Here is a 19,194-nt window from a genome sequence, read left to right on the forward strand (position 1 = left end):
TAGAATTGACCCAACACCCGGCTCGAACGGCCGGGTGGTGACCCGAGGAGCCACCCTTGGCTGCTGAGCTGCACGTCGAGCTGGTCGCCGCGGACCGCAGTGTCTGGTCCGGCGAGGCCACCCTGGTCGTCGCGCGCACCACGTCCGGCGACATCGGCGTCATGCCCGGTCACCAGCCGCTTCTGGGTGTGCTGGAATCGGGCCCGGTGACGATCCGTACGAGCGACGGCGCGACCGTGGTCGCCGCTGTGCACGGCGGTTTCATCTCGTTCGCGGACGACAAGCTCTCGCTGCTCGCGGAGATCGCGGAGCTGGCGGACGAGATCGATGTCCAGCGCGCCGAGCGTGCGCTGGAGCGTGCGAAGTCGGACACGGACGCCGCTTCCGAGCGGCGCGCCGAAGTGCGACTGCGTGCGGTGGCGGTGCGCTAGCGCTCCGCGACAACGTAGCTTTACCCTCAGCCGCGGCCCGAGCTGGAGACCACTCCAGACCGTGCCGCGGCTGAGGCGATGCAGGTGCAGGTGCGGTTCTGGCGGTATCCGTTACTCGACGACGCGAGGAGGTCGGTGGAGATGTTCCTCGCGCTGTGGGTGGGCGGGCTGGTCGTCGCACTGGTCGCGGTTGGTCTCTTCGTCTTCGGTCTGCGCCGGCGGCTGATTCAGCGCTCCGGCGGGACCTTCGACTGCAGCCTGCGATGGAATGTGCCGGAGGAGCCCGACTACTCGGGCAAGGGCTGGGTGTACGGGGTCGCCCGGTACAGCGGCGACCGGATCAACTGGTTCCGGGTCTTCTCGTACGCCCTCCGCCCGCGCCGGGTCCTGGAGCGTTCCGCGATCGAGGTGATCGCCCGCCGGCTGCCCGAGGGCGAGGAGGAGCTGGCGCTCCTGTCCGACGCCGTGGTGCTCGGCTGTCTCCACCGTGAGACCCGCCTGGAGCTGGCCATGAGCGAGGACGCGCTGACCGGATTCCTCGCCTGGCTGGAGGCGGCTCCGCCCGGCCAGCGGGTCAACGTGGCGTAGCCAGGGGCTCGCCGGAAGTCAGCACCTCACCTCCCGGGCGAGGGCCGGGACGAGGACGAGGTCCGGGGGAAGGCGTAGGCGGCCTGACGGCCCAGTTCGGCGTCGGCCCGCGAGGTCGCGCACGTCAACGCACGAAGAACCGGGGAGACGGGGGGCGGACCCGTCTCCCCGGTCGTTTTCCGGGGTGGTGCGCGCTACCGCGCGGTGGTCACTTCAGACCGTTGTTGATCGCGCTGACGAGTTCACCGTTGGTGGTGTCACCGCTGAACTCCCAGAAGAACGCGCCTCCCAGGCCCTGGCCCTTCGCCCAGGTCATCTTGGACGCGATGGTGGCCGGGGTGTCGTAGCTCCACCAGTTGGTGCCGCAGTGCGCGTACGCCGTGCCGGCGACGGTGCCGGTGGCGGGGCAGCTGGTCTTCAGGACCTTGTAGTCCTCGATGCCCGCCTCGTAGGTACCCGGTGCGGCGCCCGTCGCGGTGCCGCCGGGTGCGTCCTGGGTGACTCCGGTCCAGCCGCGGCCGTAGAAGCCGATGCCGAGCAGCAGCTTGGAGGCGGGGACGCCCTGGGCCTTCAGCTTGGCGATGGCGTCGGCGGAGTTGAAGCCGGCCTGCGGGATGCCGCTGTAGGAGGTGAGCGGGGAGTGCGGGGCGGTCGGGCCCTTCGCGTCCCAGGCGCCGAAGAAGTCGTACGTCATCACGTTGTACCAGTCCAGGGACTGGGCGGCGCCCGCGTAGTCGGTGGCGTCGATCTTGCCGCCGGTGGAGGCGTCGGCGGTGATGGCGGCCGTCACCAGGTTCTTGGTCCCGAACTTCGCGCGCAGGGCCGAGGTGATGCCCTTCAGCGCGGCCGGACCGCTGGTGTCGCAGGTCAGACCGCAGGCGTTGGGGTACTCCCAGTCGATGTCGATGCCGTCGAAGACATCGGCCCAGCGGGGGTCCTCCACCAGGTTGTAGCAGGACTCGGCGAAGGCGGCCGGGTTCTTCGCGGCCTCGCCGAAGCCGCCGGACCAGGTCCAGCCGCCGAACGACCACAGGACCTTGATGTTCGGGTACTTCGCCTTGAGCTTGCGCAGCTGGTTGAAGCTGCCGCGGAGCGGCTGGTCCCAGGTGTCGGCGACGCCGTCGACGGATTTGTCGGCGGTGTACGCCATGTCGTAGTCGGCGTAGGAGTCACCGATCGCGCACTTGCCGCCGGTCACGTTGCCGAAGGCGTAGTTGATGTGCGTGATCTTCGCGGCGGAACCCGAGGTGTCCAGGTTCTTGACGTGGTAGTTCCGGCCGTAGACGCCCCAGTCGGTGAAGTAACCGAGGTTGACCTTGCCGCCGGTGCCGGGGTCGGGGTTGCCGCCGCCACCGGTGGTGTGGACCTTGACCGCGCCGCTGACCGGACCGGTCTGGCCGGCGGTGTCACGGGCCTGCACGGTGTACGAGTAGTCGGTTCCGGCCGTGAGGCCGGAGTCGGTGTACGTCGTACCGGTGACCGTCGAGACGACGGCGCCGTCGCGCAGCACGTCGTAGTTCTTGATGCCGTTGTCGTCGGTCGCGGCGGTCCAGCTGAGCTTCACCGAGGTGTCGGTGACCGCGCTCGCGGTGGGGGTGCCGGGCGCAGAGGGGGCGTTGTCACCGGGGACGCTGCCGCCGTCGCACGAGGCACCGTTCAGCTTGCAGCCGGTGGGGGCGCCGGAGCCGGTGCCGTTGAAGCCGAAGGAGACGCTGGCGCCCGGCGCGACCGAGCCGTTCCAGCCGACGTTCTTGGCCGTCCAGTGGTTTCCGGAGCTGGTGACGGTGGCGTCCCAGGCGGAGCCCACCGCGGTGCCCGAGGGGAAGTCCCACTCGATGGTCCAGGAGGAGAGGGCGGTGGTGCCGGTGTTCTTCACCGTCCACTGTCCCTCGAAGCCATTGCCCCAGTCGGACTTCTTGAGGTACGTGGCGGTTGCCGAGGTGGCGGCTTCGGCGGGGGAGGCCAGGCCGACCATCGCGGCGAGCGGAAGAAGCAGCGCGGTGAGTCCCGCGACCGCTCTGGATCTGGTGGCTCTTCCGGTCCCGAGTTTGAATCGGGTCCGGCGTAGGGGGGTTTCAGTGCTCAACGGTGCTCCTCGGGTGAGGTCCGGACAAACGGGGGTGGTCCGTGGACTGCAAACCCTGCGCCGCCCTGAGCGCGCCTTGTCATGGCGCACTCACCGCAGTGTGCTCGGTGAGATTAGGAAGGTCTGGACCAATCGTCAAGAGGTCCAGACCAAAGATCGTGGTCAGAGGGTGGGCGGTCCGGCCCCGCGACACCGCCTCCGGCGGTGCCGCGCCCCCTCGGACCTCAGATGCCCAACTCCTGGGCCAGTACGGCCGCCTGGACCCGGCTGCGCAGCTCCAGCTTGCCGAGCAATCGGCTGACATGCGTCTTCACCGTCGCCTCGGCCATCGAGAGCCGGACCGCGATCTCGGCATTCGACAGTCCCGCGCCGAGACAGCCGAGCACCTCCCGCTCCCGCCGGGTGAGGGCGTCGAGGACCGCCGGGTCGGGTGCGTTCGCCGCCCGTACGGGGGTGGTCCCGGCGAACTCCGCGATCAGACGGCGTGTCACGGCCGGGGCGATCAGACCCTCGCCGCGCGCCACGGTGCGTACCGCTTCGAGCAGATCGCGCGCTTCGGTGTCCTTCAGCAGGAAGCCCGCCGCCCCCGCCCGCAGCGCCCCGAAGACGTACTCGTCCAGATCGAACGTCGTCAGCACCAGCACGTCCGCGAGTTGCTCGGCCACCACCTGCCCGGTCGCCGCAACCCCGTCCAGGCGCGGCATCGACACATCCATCAGCACCACGTCCGGGCGCAGTTCGCGGGCCAGACGCACCGCCTCCTCGCCGTCCCCGGCCTCGCCGACGACGTCGATGTCCGATGCGCTGCGCAGAATGAGCACCAGCCCGGCCCGGACGGCCGACTGGTCCTCGGCGACCACGACCCGAATCGTCATGTCTTCAGCATCCCTTCCTCCGCGGGCAGTTCGGCTCGCACCCGCCAGGTCTCCGGGCCGCCGCCGGGGCCGGCCGGACCCGCCTCGATGGCGCCGCCCAGCAGCGCCACCCGCTCGCGCATCCCCACCAGGCCGGCCCCCGATCCGGGTGCGCGCGGCCCGGTGCGGTCCCCGAGCACGCTGCTGACCTCCACGGTGAGCAGCGGCCCGTCCCGGCCCAGACGCACCACGACCGGGCCGGGCGCGGCGTGCTTGAGCGCGTTGGTCAAGGACTCCTGGACGATCCGGTACGCGGCCAGCTCGACGGGCGCCGGCAGCGGTCCCCGCTCGCCACGGGTGTCCTCGAAGGTGCAGGTCAGTCCGCTCGACGCGGCGTGCGTACGGGTCTGCTCGACCAGCGCGTCCAGCGAGGCGAGCGTCGGCGAGGCGCTCGGTTCGCCTGCCGCGCCGCCGGCGCGCAGCAGTCCGATCAGCCGGCGCATCTCGGCGAGGCCGTCGACGCTGTTCTCCCGGATCACCCCGAGCGCTTCGCGCGAGGTCTCCGGTTCGTCGATGGAGAGCGCGGCGGTGGAGTGGATGGCGATGGCGGAGAGATGGTTGGCCACCATGTCGTGCAACTCGCGGGCCATCCGGGCGCGTTCGGCGGTCACCGCCTGGGTGCGGTCCATCTCGGCCAGCAGCGCGGTCTGGTCGGCGCGCAGCCGGGCGGCCTCGGCGGCGTCCCGGTGGTTGCGGACGCTGACCCCGGTGATGGCGGGCAGGAACGAGACCATGCCGGTGACGACGCCGATGAGCAGTGCCTGGGGATCGCGGAACCACGCCAGGAAACCGATGGTGACCGCGACCGTGATCAGGATCGTGGTCACCGGAATACGGCGGGCGGCGGACGGTGTCCCGTACAGCACGGCCGCGTACATGAGGTCGGTGAACATCATCACCGTCGCCAGGTTCCCGATCGTGAACTGGTCCGCGACCAATGCGAGCGTACCGACGACCAGTGCCGTCTGCGGAGCGGTCCTGCGTACCAGTTCGAGGCCCGAGACGACGGCGAGCGGCAGCAGGGAGACCCAGGGCGCGACGAAGGCCCGGTCGCCCTGCGTGTGCAGCCCGAGCAGCCACAGGAACAGGCCGCCGAACAGACCGATGGCGGCGATGAGCACGTCGTGGCGGTGCGGGCGGGCGAGGGAGAGCACCCTCCCATCCAACACGGCGGCCCGGCCCCGGACCTCCCCATGGGGGGCGAGGTATGAGTACATCGAAGGATGCAGTCGCGGTTCGTCACTGGTGACGACGATTCCGGGCGTCCCGGCCGGAAGGCTGGAGGGGACGGGAAGGAGAAGTGCCGTGATCGTCACGCTGATCGTGCTCTGTGAAGTCGGCTTCTGGGTGCTGCTGGCCGTGGGGCTCGCGCTGCGGTACCCGGCGAGGAAGCCGCGACTGGGTGCGGCCGTGCTGCTGTGCGAGCCACTGCTGGAGGTCGTGCTGCTGGTGGTGACGGCCATCGACCTGAAGAACGGGGCGGAGCCCGACTGGAAGCACGGGCTCGCCGCGGTCTACATCGGCTTCACGGTGGGGCTCGGCCACTCCACGATCCGCTGGGTCGACGCCCGGGTCGCCCACCGCTTCGCGGGCGGTCCGCCGCCGGTGAAACCGCCGAAGTACGGGATGGAGCGCGCGGCGCACGAGTGGCGGACCGCGGCGCGCTGGACGGTCGCGGCGGTGGTGGCGATGGCGCTGCTGCAGGCGGCGATCTGGTACGTGGGCGGGGACGGTGACGTGTCGTCGCTTCAGGCGTGGCAGCAGAAGATGCTGTTCGTGATCGGGCTCAACGTGGTGATCGCGGGGAGCTACACGTTGTTCCCCAAGCGGGAGGGCGCGCGGCGCTGAACGGCCGGACGGGCTGTGCGGACCAGGCCCGTCCGGCGCCTTCGGCACGCATGGCTACCGCTCGCCGCCCGGTACCCACAGCACGTCGCCGACCTCCTTGTTCGCCGTCCTCGCGAGGATGAACAGCAGGTCGGAGAGCCGGTTGAGGTACGTCGCCGTCAGTGTGTTCATCACCTCGCCGTGCACCTCCAGCGCCGCCCAGGTGGACCGCTCCGCGCGCCGGACCACGGTGCACGCCTGGTGCAACAGCGCCGCCCCCGGCGTACCGCCCGGGAGGATGAAGCTGCGCAGCTTCTCCAGCTCCGCCAGGAAGTGGTCGCAGTCCGCCTCCAGCTTGTCGACGTAACTCTGCTCGACCCGCAGCGGCGGGTGCTGGGGGTTCTCGACGACCGGGGTCGACAGATCGGCGCCCACGTCGAACAGGTCGTTCTGCACACGGACGAGGACCTTCACGACGTCCTCGGGGAGTTGCCCGAGCGCGATCGCCGTGCCGATGACGGCGTTGGCCTCGTTGGTGTCGGCGTACGCCGAGATCCGCAGATCGGTCTTGGCGGTCCGGCTCATGTCGCCGAGGGCGGTGGTGCCCTGATCGCCGGTGCGGGTGTAGATACGTGTCAGGTTGACCATGGGACCAGCCTAGGGTCTCTCGTTCGGATGGGGCCCGGTGCGATCCGAACGAGAGGCCCGGTCACACCCCGGCCCGGCGGAAGACGCGTGTGCCCACTGTGACGGCGAGTGCCGCGAAGCCGAGCGCCACCAGGACGCCGTACAGCATGTGCGCGGTGGCGTACGAGCCCACGTACGCGTCCCGTACCGCGTCCACGAGGTAGCGGAACGGGGTGAGGTGGGAGAGCACGTCCAGCCAGCCGGGGCCCAGCGTCATCGGCAGCATCAGACCGGAGAGCAGCATGGCCGGCATGGTGACCGAGTTGATCACCGGTCCGAACTCCTGCGGCGTGCGGACCTTCATGGCCAGGGCGTAGGACAGGGAGGCCAGCGAGACCGTCAGCAGTCCGACGAACGCGAAGCCGATCAGCACCCCCCAGAACGGGGCGCGCAACCCCATGACCAGGGCGGCGAGGACCAGCAGCACCGCCTGGAACATGAACAGCAGCGCGTCCCGCAGGACCCGGCCCAGCAGCAGAGCGGTCCGGCTGACCGGGGTCACCCGCATCCGCTCCACAACTCCGTTCGAGTTGTCGATGATGACGGCGAACCCGGCGAACGAGGCGCCGAACAGGCCGAGTTGGAGCAGCAGGCCGGGGACCAGGATCTGCCAGGAGTCACCGGCCGGGCCGAGCGGCAGTCCGGTGAGCAGCGGGCCGAAGAAGAGCAGGTACAGCAGCGGCATGAGAATGCCGAAGAGGATCTGGAACCTGGAGCGCAGGGTCTGCCGGGCGTACCGGCCGAAGACGAGCGCGGTGTCGTGGAGAAGCATCGGATTCCTTCGGGACAGGCTCTCAGACGGCGACGGGAGTGGGATCTGCGGGCGCGGCCGAGCGCCCGGTGATCGCGAGGAAGGCGTCCTGGAGCGAGGCGTCGGCCGAGCCCGCGTACCGGGTCTTCAGCGCGGCGGGCGTGCCCTCCGCCGCCACTCGGCCGCCGTCGACCACGACCAGGCGGTCGGCGAGTGCGTCCGCCTCGTCGAGGTAGTGGGTGGTGAGCACGACGGTCGTGCCGGATTCGTCGCGCAGTCGGCGGACCAGCGCCCACAGATCGGCGCGGCTGCCCGGGTCGAGTCCGGTGGTCGGCTCGTCGAGGAAGAGCACGGCGGGGCGGTGGGTGAGCCCCATCGCGATGTCGAGCCGCCGCCGCTGGCCCCCGGAGAGCGTGGCCGTCTTGCGGTCGAGCAGCTCCGTCAGGCCCAGGCCGGCGGCGAGTTCTCCGGCACGGGCCACCGCGGCGGACTTGCCGAGCCGGTACATCCGGCCCTGGGTGACGAGCTCCTCCCGCACGGTGATGTGGGGATCGACGCCGCCGGACTGGGCGACGTAGCCGCACTTCTCCCGTACGCCCGCCGGATCCGTGAGCAGGTCGCAGCCGGCGACGGTGGCCGCGCCGCCGGTGGGGGCGAGCAGCGTGGTGAGCATGCGGAGGGTGGTGGTCTTGCCCGCTCCGTTGGGGCCGAGGAGGCCGACGATCTCGCCGCTCGCGACCTGCAGGTCGATGGAGCGTACGGCCGTCACCGGGCCGTTCCTGGTGTCGAAGGTCCGCGCGAGGCCGGCCGTGCTGATGATTGGCATAGCGACTACAAAAACAGAGTCACTGAAAAAATGCAATGACTCCAAAAATTCATGGACCCCATGCGAGCCCTACGATGGGCCCATGGCTGAGGGACTCAGGGAGCGCAAGAAGCGCCAGACCAGGCAGCACCTCTCGGACGTGGCGACCGGTCTCTTCCTGGAGCGCGGCTTCGACGCGGTCACGATCGCCGAGATCGCCCGGGCCGCCGACGTCTCGGTGAACACGGTCTACAACTACTTCCCGACCAAGGAGGACCTCTTCCTGGACCGCAGCCGCAGCATCGTCGACCGCCTTTCCCGCTACGTCCGGGGCCGCGACAAGGGCGAGTCCGCGGCCGACGCCGTCCTGCGTGAACTGCGCGTCCAGGTGGAGGGCGTGTCGCCCACCGTCGGTCTGATGGAGGGGTACGCACACTTCGCGCGGGTCGTCGAGGGCGCCGACGGTCTCAAGGCCCGCCTGTGGCACGTGCAGCAGGAGGCCCTGCTGCATCTGGAGACGACGCTCCAGGAGGAATCCGGGGCCGAGGCGGACGACCCGGCCCCGATCCTGGTGGCCGGTCAGCTCTCCTGGGTGCAGAGCACGCTCGTGGGGTACATCGGCCGTGAGATGGTCGCGGGCCGCCGAGCCGCCGAGGTGTCCCGGGACGCGCTCGTCCTGCTCGACGAGATCGAGGACCTCCTCGGCGAGAAGGTCCTCAACTACGCCCGGCGCGCCGCCGAATGACCCTTGCCGGTGTGATGTCCGTCATGTGAGACGTGACGCGCATCTCTTCACGGTCACAGGGCCCCTCACGGGTACTAATCTCCGCCGGAGAGCATGCGAAAAACCATCAGGACCGGGCCGTGCAGGGACCAGCTGCAGGGGCGAACAGAAACCAAGGGGTGCACACGTGGCCAGGAAGCTCGCCGTCATCGGAGCCGGACTCATGGGATCCGGCATCGCGCAGGTCTCCGCCCAGGCGGGCTGGGACGTCGTGCTGCGGGACGTCACCGACGAGGCCCTGACCCGTGGTCGTGACGGCATCAAGGCCTCGTACGACAAGTTCGTCTCCAAGGGGAAGCTGGAGGCGGCCGACGCCGACGCCGCGCTGGCCCGCATCACCACCACCACCGACCTCGACGCGGTCGCCGACGCGGATGTCGTCGTCGAGGCCGTCTTCGAGAAGCTGGAGGTGAAGCACGAGATCTTCCGGGCCCTCGACAAGATCGTCCGGGACGACACCGTCCTCGCGTCCAACACCTCCGCCATCCCGATCACGAAGATCGCGGCCGTGACGGAGCGTCCGGAGCGCGTCGTCGGTGTGCACTTCTTCTCGCCGGTCCCGATGATGCAGCTCTGCGAACTGGTCCGCGGCTACAAGACCAGCGACGAAACCCTCGCCACCGCACGGGAGTTCGCCGAGTCCGTCGGCAAGACCTGCATCGTCGTCAACCGGGACGTGGCCGGCTTCGTCACCACCCGGCTGATCTCGGCGCTCGTCGTCGAGGCCGCCAAGCTGTACGAGTCGGGCGTCGCCTCGGCCGAGGACATCGACATCGCGTGCAAGCTGGGCTTCGGTCACGCCATGGGACCCCTCGCCACCGCGGACCTGACCGGCGTCGACATCCTGCTGCACGCCACGAGCAACATCTACACCGAGTCGCAGGACGAGAAGTTCGCCGCTCCGGAGCTGATGCGCCGGATGGTGGATGCAGGTGACATCGGCCGCAAGAGCGGGCAGGGCTTCTACACGTACTGATCGTTTTCGGTCCTCCGGTTGCCCGATCCGCCGTCGGTCGGGCCCGGAGGTCCGGGGGGCGTCTTTCGGATTCGGTGGGCCCGCTCGGGTCCTTGCCGGTCCATGGTCACTCCACGGAGTGAATTCGGTATCGGTTCGCTTACAGACGGCAACCTCCCTGTCTCCATCACAGTCAGTTGTGGGAGAGACAGAACAGACGGACGAACCTTTCTACGGAGTATTCCCGGGGAGCGCATATGCACATCAGGGGCGACCACGCCGAGCTGGTCGTCGGGGGCCGCCTCGACGTCCGAAGCGCGGCGGACGCCCGTACGGCCCTGCACTCGGCCCTCGACGACGGAGTCGGCGACCTGGTGCTCGACCTGACCGAGCTGGACTCCTGGGACGCCACCGGGCTCGGCGTCATCATGGGCGCGCACCGCCGGGCCGGACGGGCCGGACGACGACTGGTGCTCCGCGGGGTGCCGCCGCAGATGCAGCGCCTCCTCGTGGCGACCCGGCTGCACCGCATCCTGGCGATCGAGGGCGGAATCGCCGCGGACTCCCTGCCGCGCGTCTAGCTAGGGCGTGTTTCGAAAGTCCCGCCTGCCAGGCGGCGTCTGGCACGCACGCTCGCTGCGTTGTCGGGCCCGCCCCGATACGACCGGTATCGGGGCGACCCTCCTCCAGTGCTGTGTCCGGAAAGGTCTGCCGGGAAGCTCGCGGCGTCCGGTGATGCGTCGCAAGGCGGAGGATCGCCCTCGTACTGGACGTACTCGGGTGATGCGACAACGCGGCGAGGCGCCGTGCCGGGCGTCGCGAGCCGGTGAACCTTTGCGGACACGGCACTGAGGGACCGCCCGACCCGGTCCGGCGGACCGGTCCCGGCCGTACGGTCGGCCGAAGGTGCACATTTCGCACGAGAACGTGCGCTTCGGGCGGCGTGGCCCCCCGACTGTGCGCGGAGACGGTACGACCGTCTAGGGTTCGGCCGTCCGCCGATTGACGGGAACCCACCGGGCGGACACCGGACCGGAGGCGACAGCGGGGCGTGCGAGGCCGGGAGGGGCAATCGTGCGCGACGCGTCTGGGGGCTTTGGTGATGGACCCGACACATCGGGGGCCGGAAGAGTACGGCCGGGACAACGACGGCTTCGGCGAGGAGGCCGACCGGCGACGACCGTCCGGCGACCCTTCCCCGAGCTCTTCGTTCCGTCCGAGCAGGGGAGGCCCCATGAGTCCGGATTTCGGTCAGCAAACGCCGCAACAGGCGCGGGTCGTCCGGCTCATATCGGGTGCCCACCTCCTCACCGTCAACCCGGTCGACGGCAGCGAGGTCGAGCTGTGCCCGCCGGGGGAGGAGCCCGAGCCCCCGGCCCGGCGCACCGCCGCCCAGCGCGCCGAGCGTGAACGCGCCACCGCACCGCCCGTGCCGCCGGGGCCGCCCGCCCCCCGGCTGCCGCTCCTGGAACGCGCCGAGGAACGCGAACGGCTCGTGCGCCTGCTGTCCCGCGGCCGCTCGGTACGGCTCACCGGACAGGCCGGATCCGGCCGTACGACGCTGCTGAACGCCGTCGCCGACGACTGCGCGGATCTCGCGCCCGACGGAGTCGTACGGCTCTCCGGCTACAAGCGGACCGTCACCGACCTGCTGTACGGGCTCTACGAAGCCGTCCATGACGCACCGCTGCACCGGCCCGACCGCCCCGGTCTCCTCGACGCGGTCCGGAGCGTCGGCGCCGTCGTCGTGCTCGACGACCTGGAGTTCGGCGGAGCCGCCCTGGAGGAGCTGCTCGACGCCACACCGGAGTGCGCGTTCCTGTTCGCGACGGATCCGGATGTCGCCGCCGCCACCGCCGACTCGTACCTCGAAGAGGTCTTCCTCGCGGGCCTGGGCCGCAGCTCCTCGATCGAGCTGCTGGAACGGGTCGTCGAGCGTCCGCTCACCGACGAGGAGGCGAACTGGGCGGGAGACCTCTGGTTCGAGTCCGAGGGGCTGCCGCTGCGCTTCGTCCAGGCCGGCGCCCTGCTGCGCCAGCGCGACATGCTGCGCACCGACCCGGAGGCCTACGAGGGCCTCGACGGCCGGAGCACCGACGTGCCCTTCGGGTACGACGAGGCCGTCGACGGCGTCCACATCCCGCTGCCCAGCCTCGGCGAAGGCGCGGCGCCCGCCGCGCTGCTCGCCTCACGGCTGAGCGGCGCCGCCCGTGACACCCTGCGCTTCGCGGTCGCACTCGGCGGCGAGGTACCGCACCAGGCACATCTGCCGGCGCTCGTGGGGGACACCCACGCCGACGCCGCGCTCGGCGAACTGGCCGGCTGCGGGCTGCTCTCCCCGGCGGGCCCGCGCTACCGGCTGGCCGCCGGAGTCGTCGCCCAGCTGGAGGCCGCCGGATACGGAGAGGACAGCACCGACCGGGCGCGGACGGCGGCCCAGCACTACGCCTGGTGGGCCGGCCACCCCTCGGTCGCCCCCGCTCGGGCGACCGCCGAGGCCGACGCCGTCATCGCGGCCATGACACGGCTCGTGCCCGGCGACGGGGCGGGGCAGACCAGCGTGGCCGTGCTGCTGGCCCGCAGCGCGTCCCCGGCCTTCGCGGCAGGACTGCACTGGGGTGCCTGGGAGAGGGCGCTGAGGATCGGTCAGGAGGCGGCCAGGATCGCCGGTGAGGTCGCCGAAGAGGCGTACTTCCACCACGAGCTGGGTGTCCTGGCGCTCTGCGACGGCAACCCGGACCGGGCCAGGGCGGAGCTGGAGACATCGATCAGCATGCGCGGGGTGCTCGCCGACAAGTCGGGCGCGGTGGCCGGACGACGCGCGCTCGCGCTGGTCGCCGACCTCTCCGGCGGCCCGCTGCCCGGCGGTCGTACCCCGGGCGTCGAGGACACACCGGTCACGCCGTACGAAGCGACCGTGCCGCCCGTCGCCGGTCCCGCGACGGCCGTGACACAGGCGTTGTCACGGCCGTACGAGGACGTCACCGCGGTGATGTCCCGGCAGAGCGCCCCCGCGGCCCCCGGGGGCGTGCGGCGCGGACGGTTCGCGGCGCTGCGCGGGGCCCGGCGCAATCTGGCCGCGGCGGGCGCGGGCGTGCTCCTCGTCGGCGTGCTCGGCACGGTGGTGGCACTGGGGATGACGGGCGACCGTGACACCCCGGGGAATCCCCGTGTCACGACCGAGGAATCGGTGGGCCGGGACGACACCGGGAACGAGGCTCCGGCCGACGGCTCCACGGACGGCCCGGCCCCCGCGGACGCGGCGACCGATGGCGGCGTGGGGACGCCGGGCCCCTCGGACGGTCGGACGACGCCGAGCGGGAGCGCCACGCCGTCCACGGACCCGACGGGGCCGGACAGCACCCCGTCGTCGTCCGCTCCGTCCAGCGGCAGGCCGTCGTCGGGCAAGCCGACCAGGTCGTCCGGCCCGACGAAGTCGCCCACGCCGACGAAGCCGGGCAACCCGAGCCCGAGCCAGTCGGACCCCGACTCCCCCGACCCGACGGAATCGGTCAGCGAGCCCCCGCCGACCTCGCCGGACACCTCCGACTCGGCGAGCGGGCCCGCCGCCTCGTCCCCGGCGGCAAGCACGGACAGCGGTCCGACGGTGGCCTGAACCGCCCCGGAAACGCCGGACGCCGGACGGGCCACGCCCGTCCGGCGTCGACAGGGACCGGAAGGTCAGAACAGGCGCAGCTTGTCGTCCTCGATGCCGCGCAACGCGTCGTAGTCGAGCACCACACAGTCGATCCCGCGGTCCGTCGCCAGCACCCGGGCCTGCGGCTTGATCTCCTGCGCCGCGAAGATGCCCTTCACGGGGGCGAGATGGGGATCGCGGTTGAGCAGTTCCAGATAGCGGGTCAGCTGCTCCACGCCGTCGATGTCGCCGCGCCGCTTCAGTTCCACGGCCACGGTCTGCCCGTCGGCGTCCCGGCACAGGATGTCGACCGGTCCGATGGCGGTGAAGTACTCGCGGCGGATCAGGGTGTAGCCCTCGCCGAGTGTCTCGATCCGGTCAGCGAGGAGTTCCTGCAGATGCGCCTCGACGCCGTCCTTGATCAGGCCCGGGTCGACGCCCAGCTCATGGGACGAGTCGTGGAGGATCTCCTCCATCGTGATGATCAGTTTCTCGCCCGCCTTGTTCACCACGGTCCACACACCGGCGGTGTCGTCCGTGCCCTCCTTGAGCGTGCAGGGCGGTGACATCCAGTTGAGCGGTTTGTACGCCCTGTCGTCGGCGTGGATCGAAACACTCCCGTCCGCCTTCACCAGGATCAGACGGGGAGCGGAGGGCAGGTGGGCCGTGAGCCGGCCGGCGTAGTCCACGGAGCAGCGGGCGATGACGAGACGCATGGTCGGCAACGCTACTCGACGACGGGGGCTCCACGCGATTCTCCCTCCGTCGCCCGCCACCGCCACCGGACTGGGGCGTTCCGGGCTTGCCCCTCTTTGCTCCCCTTCGTTATTGGCCGGTTGTGTTCCCAATCTCCTGGTGCGGCCAGGACTGCGCCCTTACCGTGTAAGCGGGAGGTCGCCGCGCGTGCACGCTGCGTCGCCGTCCTCCTTCCCTGCCCGTAAGGCCCCGGCCCGCAGTCGGGGTCGCGAGAGGAGAACCCATGTCGCTCGACGTCTCACCGGCGCTGTTGGAACAGGCCGAGCGAGGCGAGGTCGACGAAGCCGACTTCGTCGACTGCGTCCGGACCTCCCTGCCCTACGCATGGGAGATGATCAGCTCTCTGGTGGCTCAGCTGAAGGTCGACGGCGGAGAGTTCGCCGACAACCAGACGCCGCCGCCGGACGAGCAGGCACGTGGTCAGCTGCTGCGCGCGCTCGCGAGTGATGCGATACGCGGCGCGCTGCAGCGGCACTTCGGGGTGCGCCTGGCATTCCAGAACTGCCACCGCGTCGCGGTGTTCCCGCTGGACGCCTCGGTCGACGAGCGTCTGGCCCGTTTCACCTCGGTGAGGGGCCAGTTGCTCAACCAGTCGCCCGAACTTCGGGACTGCTGAGGGCTGTTCCGTAACCCCGGCGGGCGCGCGACGACAGCTACGGCACCTCGCCGCGTTGTCGGAACATCCGCATACATCCAGTATGCGGACGCCCCTCCGCCGTGCGATGCACCGCATCCGACGCCGCGCGCTGCTCCACCACGGACTACGGGACAGCCCTTGGGCCGTGCCGGCCTAGGGCGTGTTTCGAAAGTAGCGTCGTCCGCCCGCAGGGCGGGCCAGGCGGCGTCTGGTGCGTGCGATCGCAAGGCGGAGGGTCGCCCCGATACTGGTCGTATCGGGGCGAGCCCGACAACGCGGCGAGCGTGCGTGCCAGACGCCGCCTGGCAGGCGGGACTTTCGAAACACGCCCTGGGGGGCGTTCCCGCGCCTGTCCGGCGGATCAGGGTCGGACAGGGCGCGGCGTCCCGCGCGGTGCATCGCGCGGTGCCGGAACGTCCCGGGCGGACCCACCCCTGCTCGAACGAGGTCGTGAGTTCGGGCAGGTTGCCGTTCGGATGTTCCGGCAAGGCCGCGAGATGCCGTGCAGGGCGTCGCGCCCCCGGCCATGAGCCGCCGGACTCGCGCCGAACGCTGCTGCCGCTGTTCCGGGCCGTTGGAGGTGCGACCGGCTCTTTGGGGCTGCAGTCCCCGTACTCCTGACGAGTTCTCATGTGAGCAACGGCAGTACTTCGGTGCCCAGCCGCGCTACGTTCTCCTCCGTGGCCGCCAGATCTCCCGAACCCTCCGTCAGGAGCGCGAAGCGGGTGATGCCCGTCCGCTCGGCCGTGGCGGCGAGCCGGTCGGCCGCCAGCCGGGGCGGGCCCACCGGATGAAGGCCGCAGAGCAACTCCGTATAGGCGACCGGGTCGCGCATCACCCGGTGCCGGCCGTCGACCGTCACATGGGCGTCCAGGCCCTGCCGCAGCCAGCCGGGCATCGCCTTCACGAGCGTCTCCACGGCGCCCTCGGAACGGTCGGCGATCTGGGCCACCCCCGCGGACACATGTCCGGCCTCGCGGACGCTCTCGGGCGAACGGCCCGCGGCGAGAGCCGAGGAGCGCCACAGAGCGACCATCTCGGCCTTCTCCTCGTCACCGCAGTGCATCCCGAGCAGCATCGGCAGACCGTTCTCCGCGGCGAGCCGTACCGTCTTCGGGGAGGTGCACGCGACGACGACCTCGGGGCCTTTGACGCTTTCGCCGCCGTCCCGGTCGAGCAGTTCGTCGGCCCGGGGGACCACCGCCACCTCGCGGAAGCCGTAGCGCTCGCCGTTGCCCGCGACCCGTGCTTCGCGCAGCCAGTCCAGCAGCAGCCCCAGGGCCTCCGGGAAGCCCTTCTCGTACGCCTCCAGGCCTCCTCCGAACACCTCCAGGTCCACCCAGGGGCCGCCCCGGCCGACGCCGAGCGTGAATCTGCCGCCGCTGGTGAGATGGAGCAGCGCGGCCTGTTCGCCCAGCGCGACCGGGTGCTGGGTCGGCAGTACGCTCACCGCCGTGCCCACCCGGATCCTCCGGGTGCGGCCGAGCAGCAGCGCGGCCAGTGTGACGGCGGACGGACAGACCCCGTACGGCACGAAATGATGTTCTGCCAGCCAGACCGAGTCGAGGCCGGATTCCTCCGCGACCTCGGTGGACCGGATCGCGCGATGCAGCGCTTCTCCCGGTCCCTGCCCCGGAAACTGGGCTGCCAGTACGAACGTTCCCACACGCATGGCCAATTGCCTCCTTACGGCCGACGTGGCTCTCCCCTACTGGCAACAACGTCTGACACGTGCCAAAGGCACGGTCCGGTGGCAGGTTGTTGCGATTTTCCGGTAACCCACTCCCTCCGGGAAGCGGCCCCGGACGGTACGGGACGCCCGCATCGGCCAAATGGCCCTACGCTGGACGGGAACTGCCCAGCCCGCCCCGTGTGAGGTGTCACGTGTCCCCGCGCCGCAACCGCCCCCGAGGCGGCGAGAGTCCCCACGACAGCGCAGGGGAGCCGGGTGCCCGGTACGGGGGAGGCGGGCGGACGGAGGAGTGGCGGGGCGAGGAGTGGTCGGTCCGCCCGGTGAGTGGTGCGAGCGCGGCCGGAAAGCGCTATCGCTGTCCCGGCTGCGACCAGGAGATCCCGTCCGGCGTCCCGCATCTGGTGGCCTGGTCCGAGTACGGCGGGATCGACGACCGCAGGCACTGGCACAAGGCCTGCTGGAACGCGAAGGACCGCCGCACCACACAGGTGCAGCGGTCCAGGAACGCGCCTCGCTACTGAGGTCCGGCGGCCGGGGCCCGGCCGACCGGCGACCGGTCACACGTCGCGCTGGTCCAGCGTCGCGTAGGCGGCGACCATGGCCACGGCCGTCAGCCCGAGCATGATCCACAGCGGGTCCCAGCCGGACGGCCCCGATCCGGTGACCGAAGTGTCGTAGAACGCGCTGAGCTGGCTGGGGATCGAGTACTCGAAGAGTGCCTGGCGCAGATCGGCCAGCGAGTCCGAGAACATGAACATGGCCAGCACGAGCGGCAGCAGCACCACCCCGATCATGATCGTGATCGCGCCCGCGGAATGCCGGATGAGCGCACCGATCGCCAGCGAGAGCAAGCCCAGCAGCGCGATGTAGAGGCCGACACCGACCGTGGCGCGCAGCCAGTCGTCGCCGCTGGGCTCCTTGCCGTCCAGCATGGCCACCTGCACCGCGCCGACCACGGCGGTCACCACGGTCGTGATCGTGAAGGTGAGCAGGAAGAAGACGATCGCCTTGGCGGTGAGCACCCGGCCCCGGCTGGGGCAGGCCGTCAGCGTCGTGCGGATCAGGCCCGTGCTGTACTCCGAGGCGATGGTCAGCACGCCGAGCGTGATCACGCAGATCGATCCCAGGAGCACGCCGAAGAAGCCGAAGCTGAGCTCCGGGACATCGCCGATGACGGCGTCGGTCATGCTCAGCAGGACCGCCGCCATGATGCCGAAACCGAGGAGCAGCACGACCAGGACGCCGAGCGTCCACATCGTCGAGCGCACGGAACGGATCTTGGTCCACTCGGAGGCGAGCGCGTCGCCGAGGGTGGCGGCGCGCACCGGGATCGGGGACGCGTAGAGCCCGTGCGCGTTCTGCTGCGGGGCGGGGGGCTGCTGGTACGGCGCCTGCGGGGTCGGCGGTGTGGTCATCGGGCGTCCTCGCTGGTCTCGCTCTTGGTCAGGTCTGCGGGGGCTGCGGCGGCCTCGGGGGAGGCCGGGGCGGCGGGTGCCGCCGGGGCCCCCGCGTACGGGTTCTGTCCGGGCGGCGGCGGGGCGTACCAGCCCTGCTGCGGCACCTCCGGGACCGGCTGCTGGGCCGGCGCCCCGTAACCGGGCTGCGGTCCGTAGCCGCCGTGCACCGGCTGCTGCAGCCCGGCCTTCTGGTCCTCCGTCGAGCGGTAGTCCACGGCGCCCTGCGTCATCCGCATGTACGCCTCCTCCAGCGAGGCCTGGTGCGGCGAGAGCTCCCACAGCCGGACATCCGACTCGTGGGCCAGGTCGCTGATCCGCGGCAGGGCGAGCCCCGTGATCCGCAGCGCCCCGTCCGGCTCCGGCATGACCCGGCCACCCGCCTCGGTGAGCGAGGCGGTCAGCTTCTCCCGCTGCTCCGGAACGCCGTCCGCGACCCGCACCCGGGCGAAGTCCGCCGAATTGGCGGAAATGAAGTCCTTGACGCTCATGTCGGCGAGCAGCTGTCCGCGGCCGATCACGATCAGATGGTCGGCGGTGAGCGCCATCTCGCTCATCAGATGGCTGGAGACGAAGACCGTACGGCCTTCGGACGCCAGCGTCTTCATCAGGTTGCGGACCCAGAGGATGCCCTCGGGGTCGAGGCCGTTGACGGGCTCGTCGAAGAGCAGCACCTGCGGGTCGCCGAGCAGAGCCGCCGCGATGCCGAGCCGCTGGCCCATGCCGAGCGAGAAGCCCTTGGAGCGCTTCCGCGCGACCTCGTGCAGGCCGACGACACCGAGCACCTCGTCGACCCGGGCGGCCGGGATGCCGGCGAGCTGGGCGAGCGAGAGGAGGTGGTTACGGGCGCTGCGGCCGCCGTGCACCGCCTTCGCGTCCAGCAGCGCACCCACCTGTCGCGGGGCGTTCGGCAGACTGCGGAAGGGGTGGCCACCGATCGTGACATGACCGGCCGTCGGTTGGTCCAGGCCCAGCATCATGCGCATGGTGGTGGACTTGCCCGACCCGTTGGGACCGAGGAATCCGGTGACGGCGCCCGGCCGCACCTGGAAGGAAAGGTTGTACACGGCCGTCTTCGCGCCATAGCGCTTGGTCAGGCCGACTGCCTCGATCATGCTTCAGCCCCATCGACTCTTGTCCGTCGTCGGGGCCGAGGCCGTCCGGCCGCATGCCCCCCGTAAGAGTTAGG

The 19,194-nt window shown here is 70.8% G+C and carries 19 protein-coding genes; 9 read left to right on the forward strand and 10 right to left on the reverse strand.

The window, feature by feature from the left end:
* Positions 1-56: 56 nt before the first annotated feature.
* Complete coding sequence (locus ACIQCZ_RS06085) at positions 57-431, forward strand: F0F1 ATP synthase subunit epsilon (protein WP_124716359.1); 375 nt, start codon at positions 57-59, stop codon at positions 429-431.
* A 141-nt stretch (positions 432-572) separates the two neighbouring features.
* On the forward strand, positions 573-1,019 hold the full coding sequence (locus ACIQCZ_RS06090; RefSeq protein WP_351077908.1) for a DUF2550 domain-containing protein: 447 nt from the start codon (positions 573-575) through the stop codon (positions 1,017-1,019).
* Between the two features lie 208 nt (positions 1,020-1,227).
* Here the strand turns inward: ACIQCZ_RS06090 and ACIQCZ_RS06095 are convergent, their stop codons facing one another.
* The 3 genes from ACIQCZ_RS06095 to ACIQCZ_RS06105 form a co-directional block, all read right to left on the reverse strand.
* Complete coding sequence (locus ACIQCZ_RS06095; RefSeq protein WP_402280032.1) at positions 1,228-3,105, reverse strand: glycosyl hydrolase family 18 protein; 1,878 nt, start codon at positions 3,103-3,105, stop codon at positions 1,228-1,230.
* A 224-nt stretch (positions 3,106-3,329) separates the two neighbouring features.
* Positions 3,330-3,980: a response regulator gene (locus ACIQCZ_RS06100; protein ID WP_402280033.1), complete on the reverse strand. Its 651-nt coding sequence runs from the start codon at positions 3,978-3,980 to the stop codon at positions 3,330-3,332.
* Complete coding sequence (locus ACIQCZ_RS06105) at positions 3,977-5,173, reverse strand: sensor histidine kinase (RefSeq protein ID WP_402280249.1); 1,197 nt, start codon at positions 5,171-5,173, stop codon at positions 3,977-3,979. The genes ACIQCZ_RS06100 and ACIQCZ_RS06105 overlap by 4 nt, the downstream gene beginning before the upstream one ends.
* A gap of 151 nt (positions 5,174-5,324) precedes the next feature.
* Between ACIQCZ_RS06105 and ACIQCZ_RS06110 the strand changes: the two genes are divergently transcribed.
* Entirely contained in the window at positions 5,325-5,867 is a 543-nt protein-coding gene (locus ACIQCZ_RS06110; protein ID WP_402280034.1) for a hypothetical protein, read from the forward strand.
* A 54-nt stretch (positions 5,868-5,921) separates the two neighbouring features.
* Here the strand turns inward: ACIQCZ_RS06110 and ACIQCZ_RS06115 are convergent, their stop codons facing one another.
* The 3 genes from ACIQCZ_RS06115 to ACIQCZ_RS06125 form a co-directional block, all read right to left on the reverse strand.
* Positions 5,922-6,494, reverse strand: a complete 573-nt coding sequence (locus tag ACIQCZ_RS06115) for a cob(I)yrinic acid a,c-diamide adenosyltransferase (protein WP_402280036.1) — start codon at positions 6,492-6,494, stop codon at positions 5,922-5,924.
* Between the two features lie 61 nt (positions 6,495-6,555).
* On the reverse strand, positions 6,556-7,305 hold the full coding sequence (locus ACIQCZ_RS06120; RefSeq protein ID WP_402280037.1) for an ABC transporter permease: 750 nt from the start codon (positions 7,303-7,305) through the stop codon (positions 6,556-6,558).
* 22 nt (positions 7,306-7,327) lie between these two features.
* Entirely contained in the window at positions 7,328-8,110 is a 783-nt protein-coding gene (locus ACIQCZ_RS06125) for an ABC transporter ATP-binding protein (protein WP_402280038.1), read from the reverse strand.
* An 82-nt stretch (positions 8,111-8,192) separates the two neighbouring features.
* Between ACIQCZ_RS06125 and ACIQCZ_RS06130 the strand changes: the two genes are divergently transcribed.
* From ACIQCZ_RS06130 to ACIQCZ_RS06145, 4 genes are all read left to right on the forward strand, one after another.
* The gene (locus tag ACIQCZ_RS06130) at positions 8,193-8,834 is read left to right on the forward strand and encodes a TetR/AcrR family transcriptional regulator (RefSeq protein ID WP_402280040.1); all 642 of its coding nucleotides are present in this window, start codon (positions 8,193-8,195) and stop codon (positions 8,832-8,834) included.
* Positions 8,835-9,000: 166 nt separating this feature from the next.
* Positions 9,001-9,849 carry a 3-hydroxyacyl-CoA dehydrogenase family protein gene (locus tag ACIQCZ_RS06135; protein WP_351087230.1) on the forward strand — a complete coding sequence of 283 codons (849 nt, stop codon included), beginning with the start codon at positions 9,001-9,003 and terminating at the stop codon, positions 9,847-9,849.
* 236 nt (positions 9,850-10,085) lie between these two features.
* Complete coding sequence (locus ACIQCZ_RS06140) at positions 10,086-10,409, forward strand: STAS domain-containing protein (RefSeq protein ID WP_072486732.1); 324 nt, start codon at positions 10,086-10,088, stop codon at positions 10,407-10,409.
* A 521-nt stretch (positions 10,410-10,930) separates the two neighbouring features.
* On the forward strand, positions 10,931-13,444 hold the full coding sequence (locus ACIQCZ_RS06145) for an ATP-binding protein (RefSeq protein WP_402280041.1): 2,514 nt from the start codon (positions 10,931-10,933) through the stop codon (positions 13,442-13,444).
* Positions 13,445-13,509: 65 nt separating this feature from the next.
* On the opposite strand, the gene nucS is transcribed toward ACIQCZ_RS06145, so the two are convergent.
* Positions 13,510-14,181: an endonuclease NucS gene (gene nucS / locus ACIQCZ_RS06150; protein WP_402280043.1), complete on the reverse strand. Its 672-nt coding sequence runs from the start codon at positions 14,179-14,181 to the stop codon at positions 13,510-13,512.
* Positions 14,182-14,444: 263 nt separating this feature from the next.
* On the opposite strand from nucS, the gene ACIQCZ_RS06155 reads away from it, so the two are divergent.
* Positions 14,445-14,837 carry an SCO5389 family protein gene (locus ACIQCZ_RS06155; protein WP_030971516.1) on the forward strand — a complete coding sequence of 131 codons (393 nt, stop codon included), beginning with the start codon at positions 14,445-14,447 and terminating at the stop codon, positions 14,835-14,837.
* Positions 14,838-15,486: 649 nt separating this feature from the next.
* Here ACIQCZ_RS06155 and ACIQCZ_RS06160 read toward each other — a convergent pair.
* Entirely contained in the window at positions 15,487-16,530 is a 1,044-nt protein-coding gene (locus tag ACIQCZ_RS06160) for an LLM class flavin-dependent oxidoreductase (protein ID WP_402280044.1), read from the reverse strand.
* Positions 16,531-16,742: 212 nt separating this feature from the next.
* Between ACIQCZ_RS06160 and ACIQCZ_RS06165 the strand changes: the two genes are divergently transcribed.
* Positions 16,743-17,072 (forward strand): ATP/GTP-binding protein, encoded by a 330-nt coding sequence (locus tag ACIQCZ_RS06165; protein WP_402280045.1) that lies wholly within the window; start codon positions 16,743-16,745, stop codon positions 17,070-17,072.
* 36 nt (positions 17,073-17,108) lie between these two features.
* Here ACIQCZ_RS06165 and ACIQCZ_RS06170 read toward each other — a convergent pair whose 3' ends face one another.
* The gene (locus tag ACIQCZ_RS06170; RefSeq protein WP_402280046.1) at positions 17,109-17,966 is read right to left on the reverse strand and encodes an ABC transporter permease subunit; all 858 of its coding nucleotides are present in this window, start codon (positions 17,964-17,966) and stop codon (positions 17,109-17,111) included.
* On the reverse strand, positions 17,963-19,120 hold the full coding sequence (locus ACIQCZ_RS06175) for an ABC transporter ATP-binding protein (RefSeq protein ID WP_402280048.1): 1,158 nt from the start codon (positions 19,118-19,120) through the stop codon (positions 17,963-17,965). Before ACIQCZ_RS06175 ends, ACIQCZ_RS06170 begins: the two co-directional genes overlap by 4 nt.
* Between the last annotated feature and the right edge of the window lie 74 nt (positions 19,121-19,194).

Source organism: Streptomyces sp. NPDC093149 (assembly GCF_044754145.1).
In the GTDB taxonomy this organism is placed as follows: domain Bacteria; phylum Actinomycetota; class Actinomycetes; order Streptomycetales; family Streptomycetaceae; genus Streptomyces.

Bases quoted from the DNA above. Each gene is read 5' to 3' on its own strand.
- ACIQCZ_RS06090 (WP_351077908.1), top strand. From the start codon at position 573: ATGTTCCTCGCGCTGTGGGTGGGCGGGCTGGTCGTCGCACTGGTCGCG.
- ACIQCZ_RS06100 (WP_402280033.1), bottom strand. From the start codon at position 3,980: ATGACGATTCGGGTCGTGGTCGCCGAGGACCAGTCGGCCGTCCGGGCC.
- ACIQCZ_RS06115 (WP_402280036.1), bottom strand. From the start codon at position 6,494: ATGGTCAACCTGACACGTATCTACACCCGCACCGGCGATCAGGGCACC.
- ACIQCZ_RS06120 (WP_402280037.1), bottom strand. From the start codon at position 7,305: ATGCTTCTCCACGACACCGCGCTCGTCTTCGGCCGGTACGCCCGGCAG.
- ACIQCZ_RS06125 (WP_402280038.1), bottom strand. From the start codon at position 8,110: ATGCCAATCATCAGCACGGCCGGCCTCGCGCGGACCTTCGACACCAGG.
- ACIQCZ_RS06130 (WP_402280040.1), top strand. From the start codon at position 8,193: ATGGCTGAGGGACTCAGGGAGCGCAAGAAGCGCCAGACCAGGCAGCAC.
- ACIQCZ_RS06140 (WP_072486732.1), top strand. From the start codon at position 10,086: ATGCACATCAGGGGCGACCACGCCGAGCTGGTCGTCGGGGGCCGCCTC.
- ACIQCZ_RS06145 (WP_402280041.1), top strand. From the start codon at position 10,931: ATGGACCCGACACATCGGGGGCCGGAAGAGTACGGCCGGGACAACGAC.
- nucS (WP_402280043.1), bottom strand. From the start codon at position 14,181: ATGCGTCTCGTCATCGCCCGCTGCTCCGTGGACTACGCCGGCCGGCTC.
- ACIQCZ_RS06155 (WP_030971516.1), top strand. From the start codon at position 14,445: ATGTCGCTCGACGTCTCACCGGCGCTGTTGGAACAGGCCGAGCGAGGC.
- ACIQCZ_RS06160 (WP_402280044.1), bottom strand. From the start codon at position 16,530: ATGCGTGTGGGAACGTTCGTACTGGCAGCCCAGTTTCCGGGGCAGGGA.
- ACIQCZ_RS06170 (WP_402280046.1), bottom strand. From the start codon at position 17,966: ATGACCACACCGCCGACCCCGCAGGCGCCGTACCAGCAGCCCCCCGCC.
- ACIQCZ_RS06175 (WP_402280048.1), bottom strand. From the start codon at position 19,120: ATGATCGAGGCAGTCGGCCTGACCAAGCGCTATGGCGCGAAGACGGCC.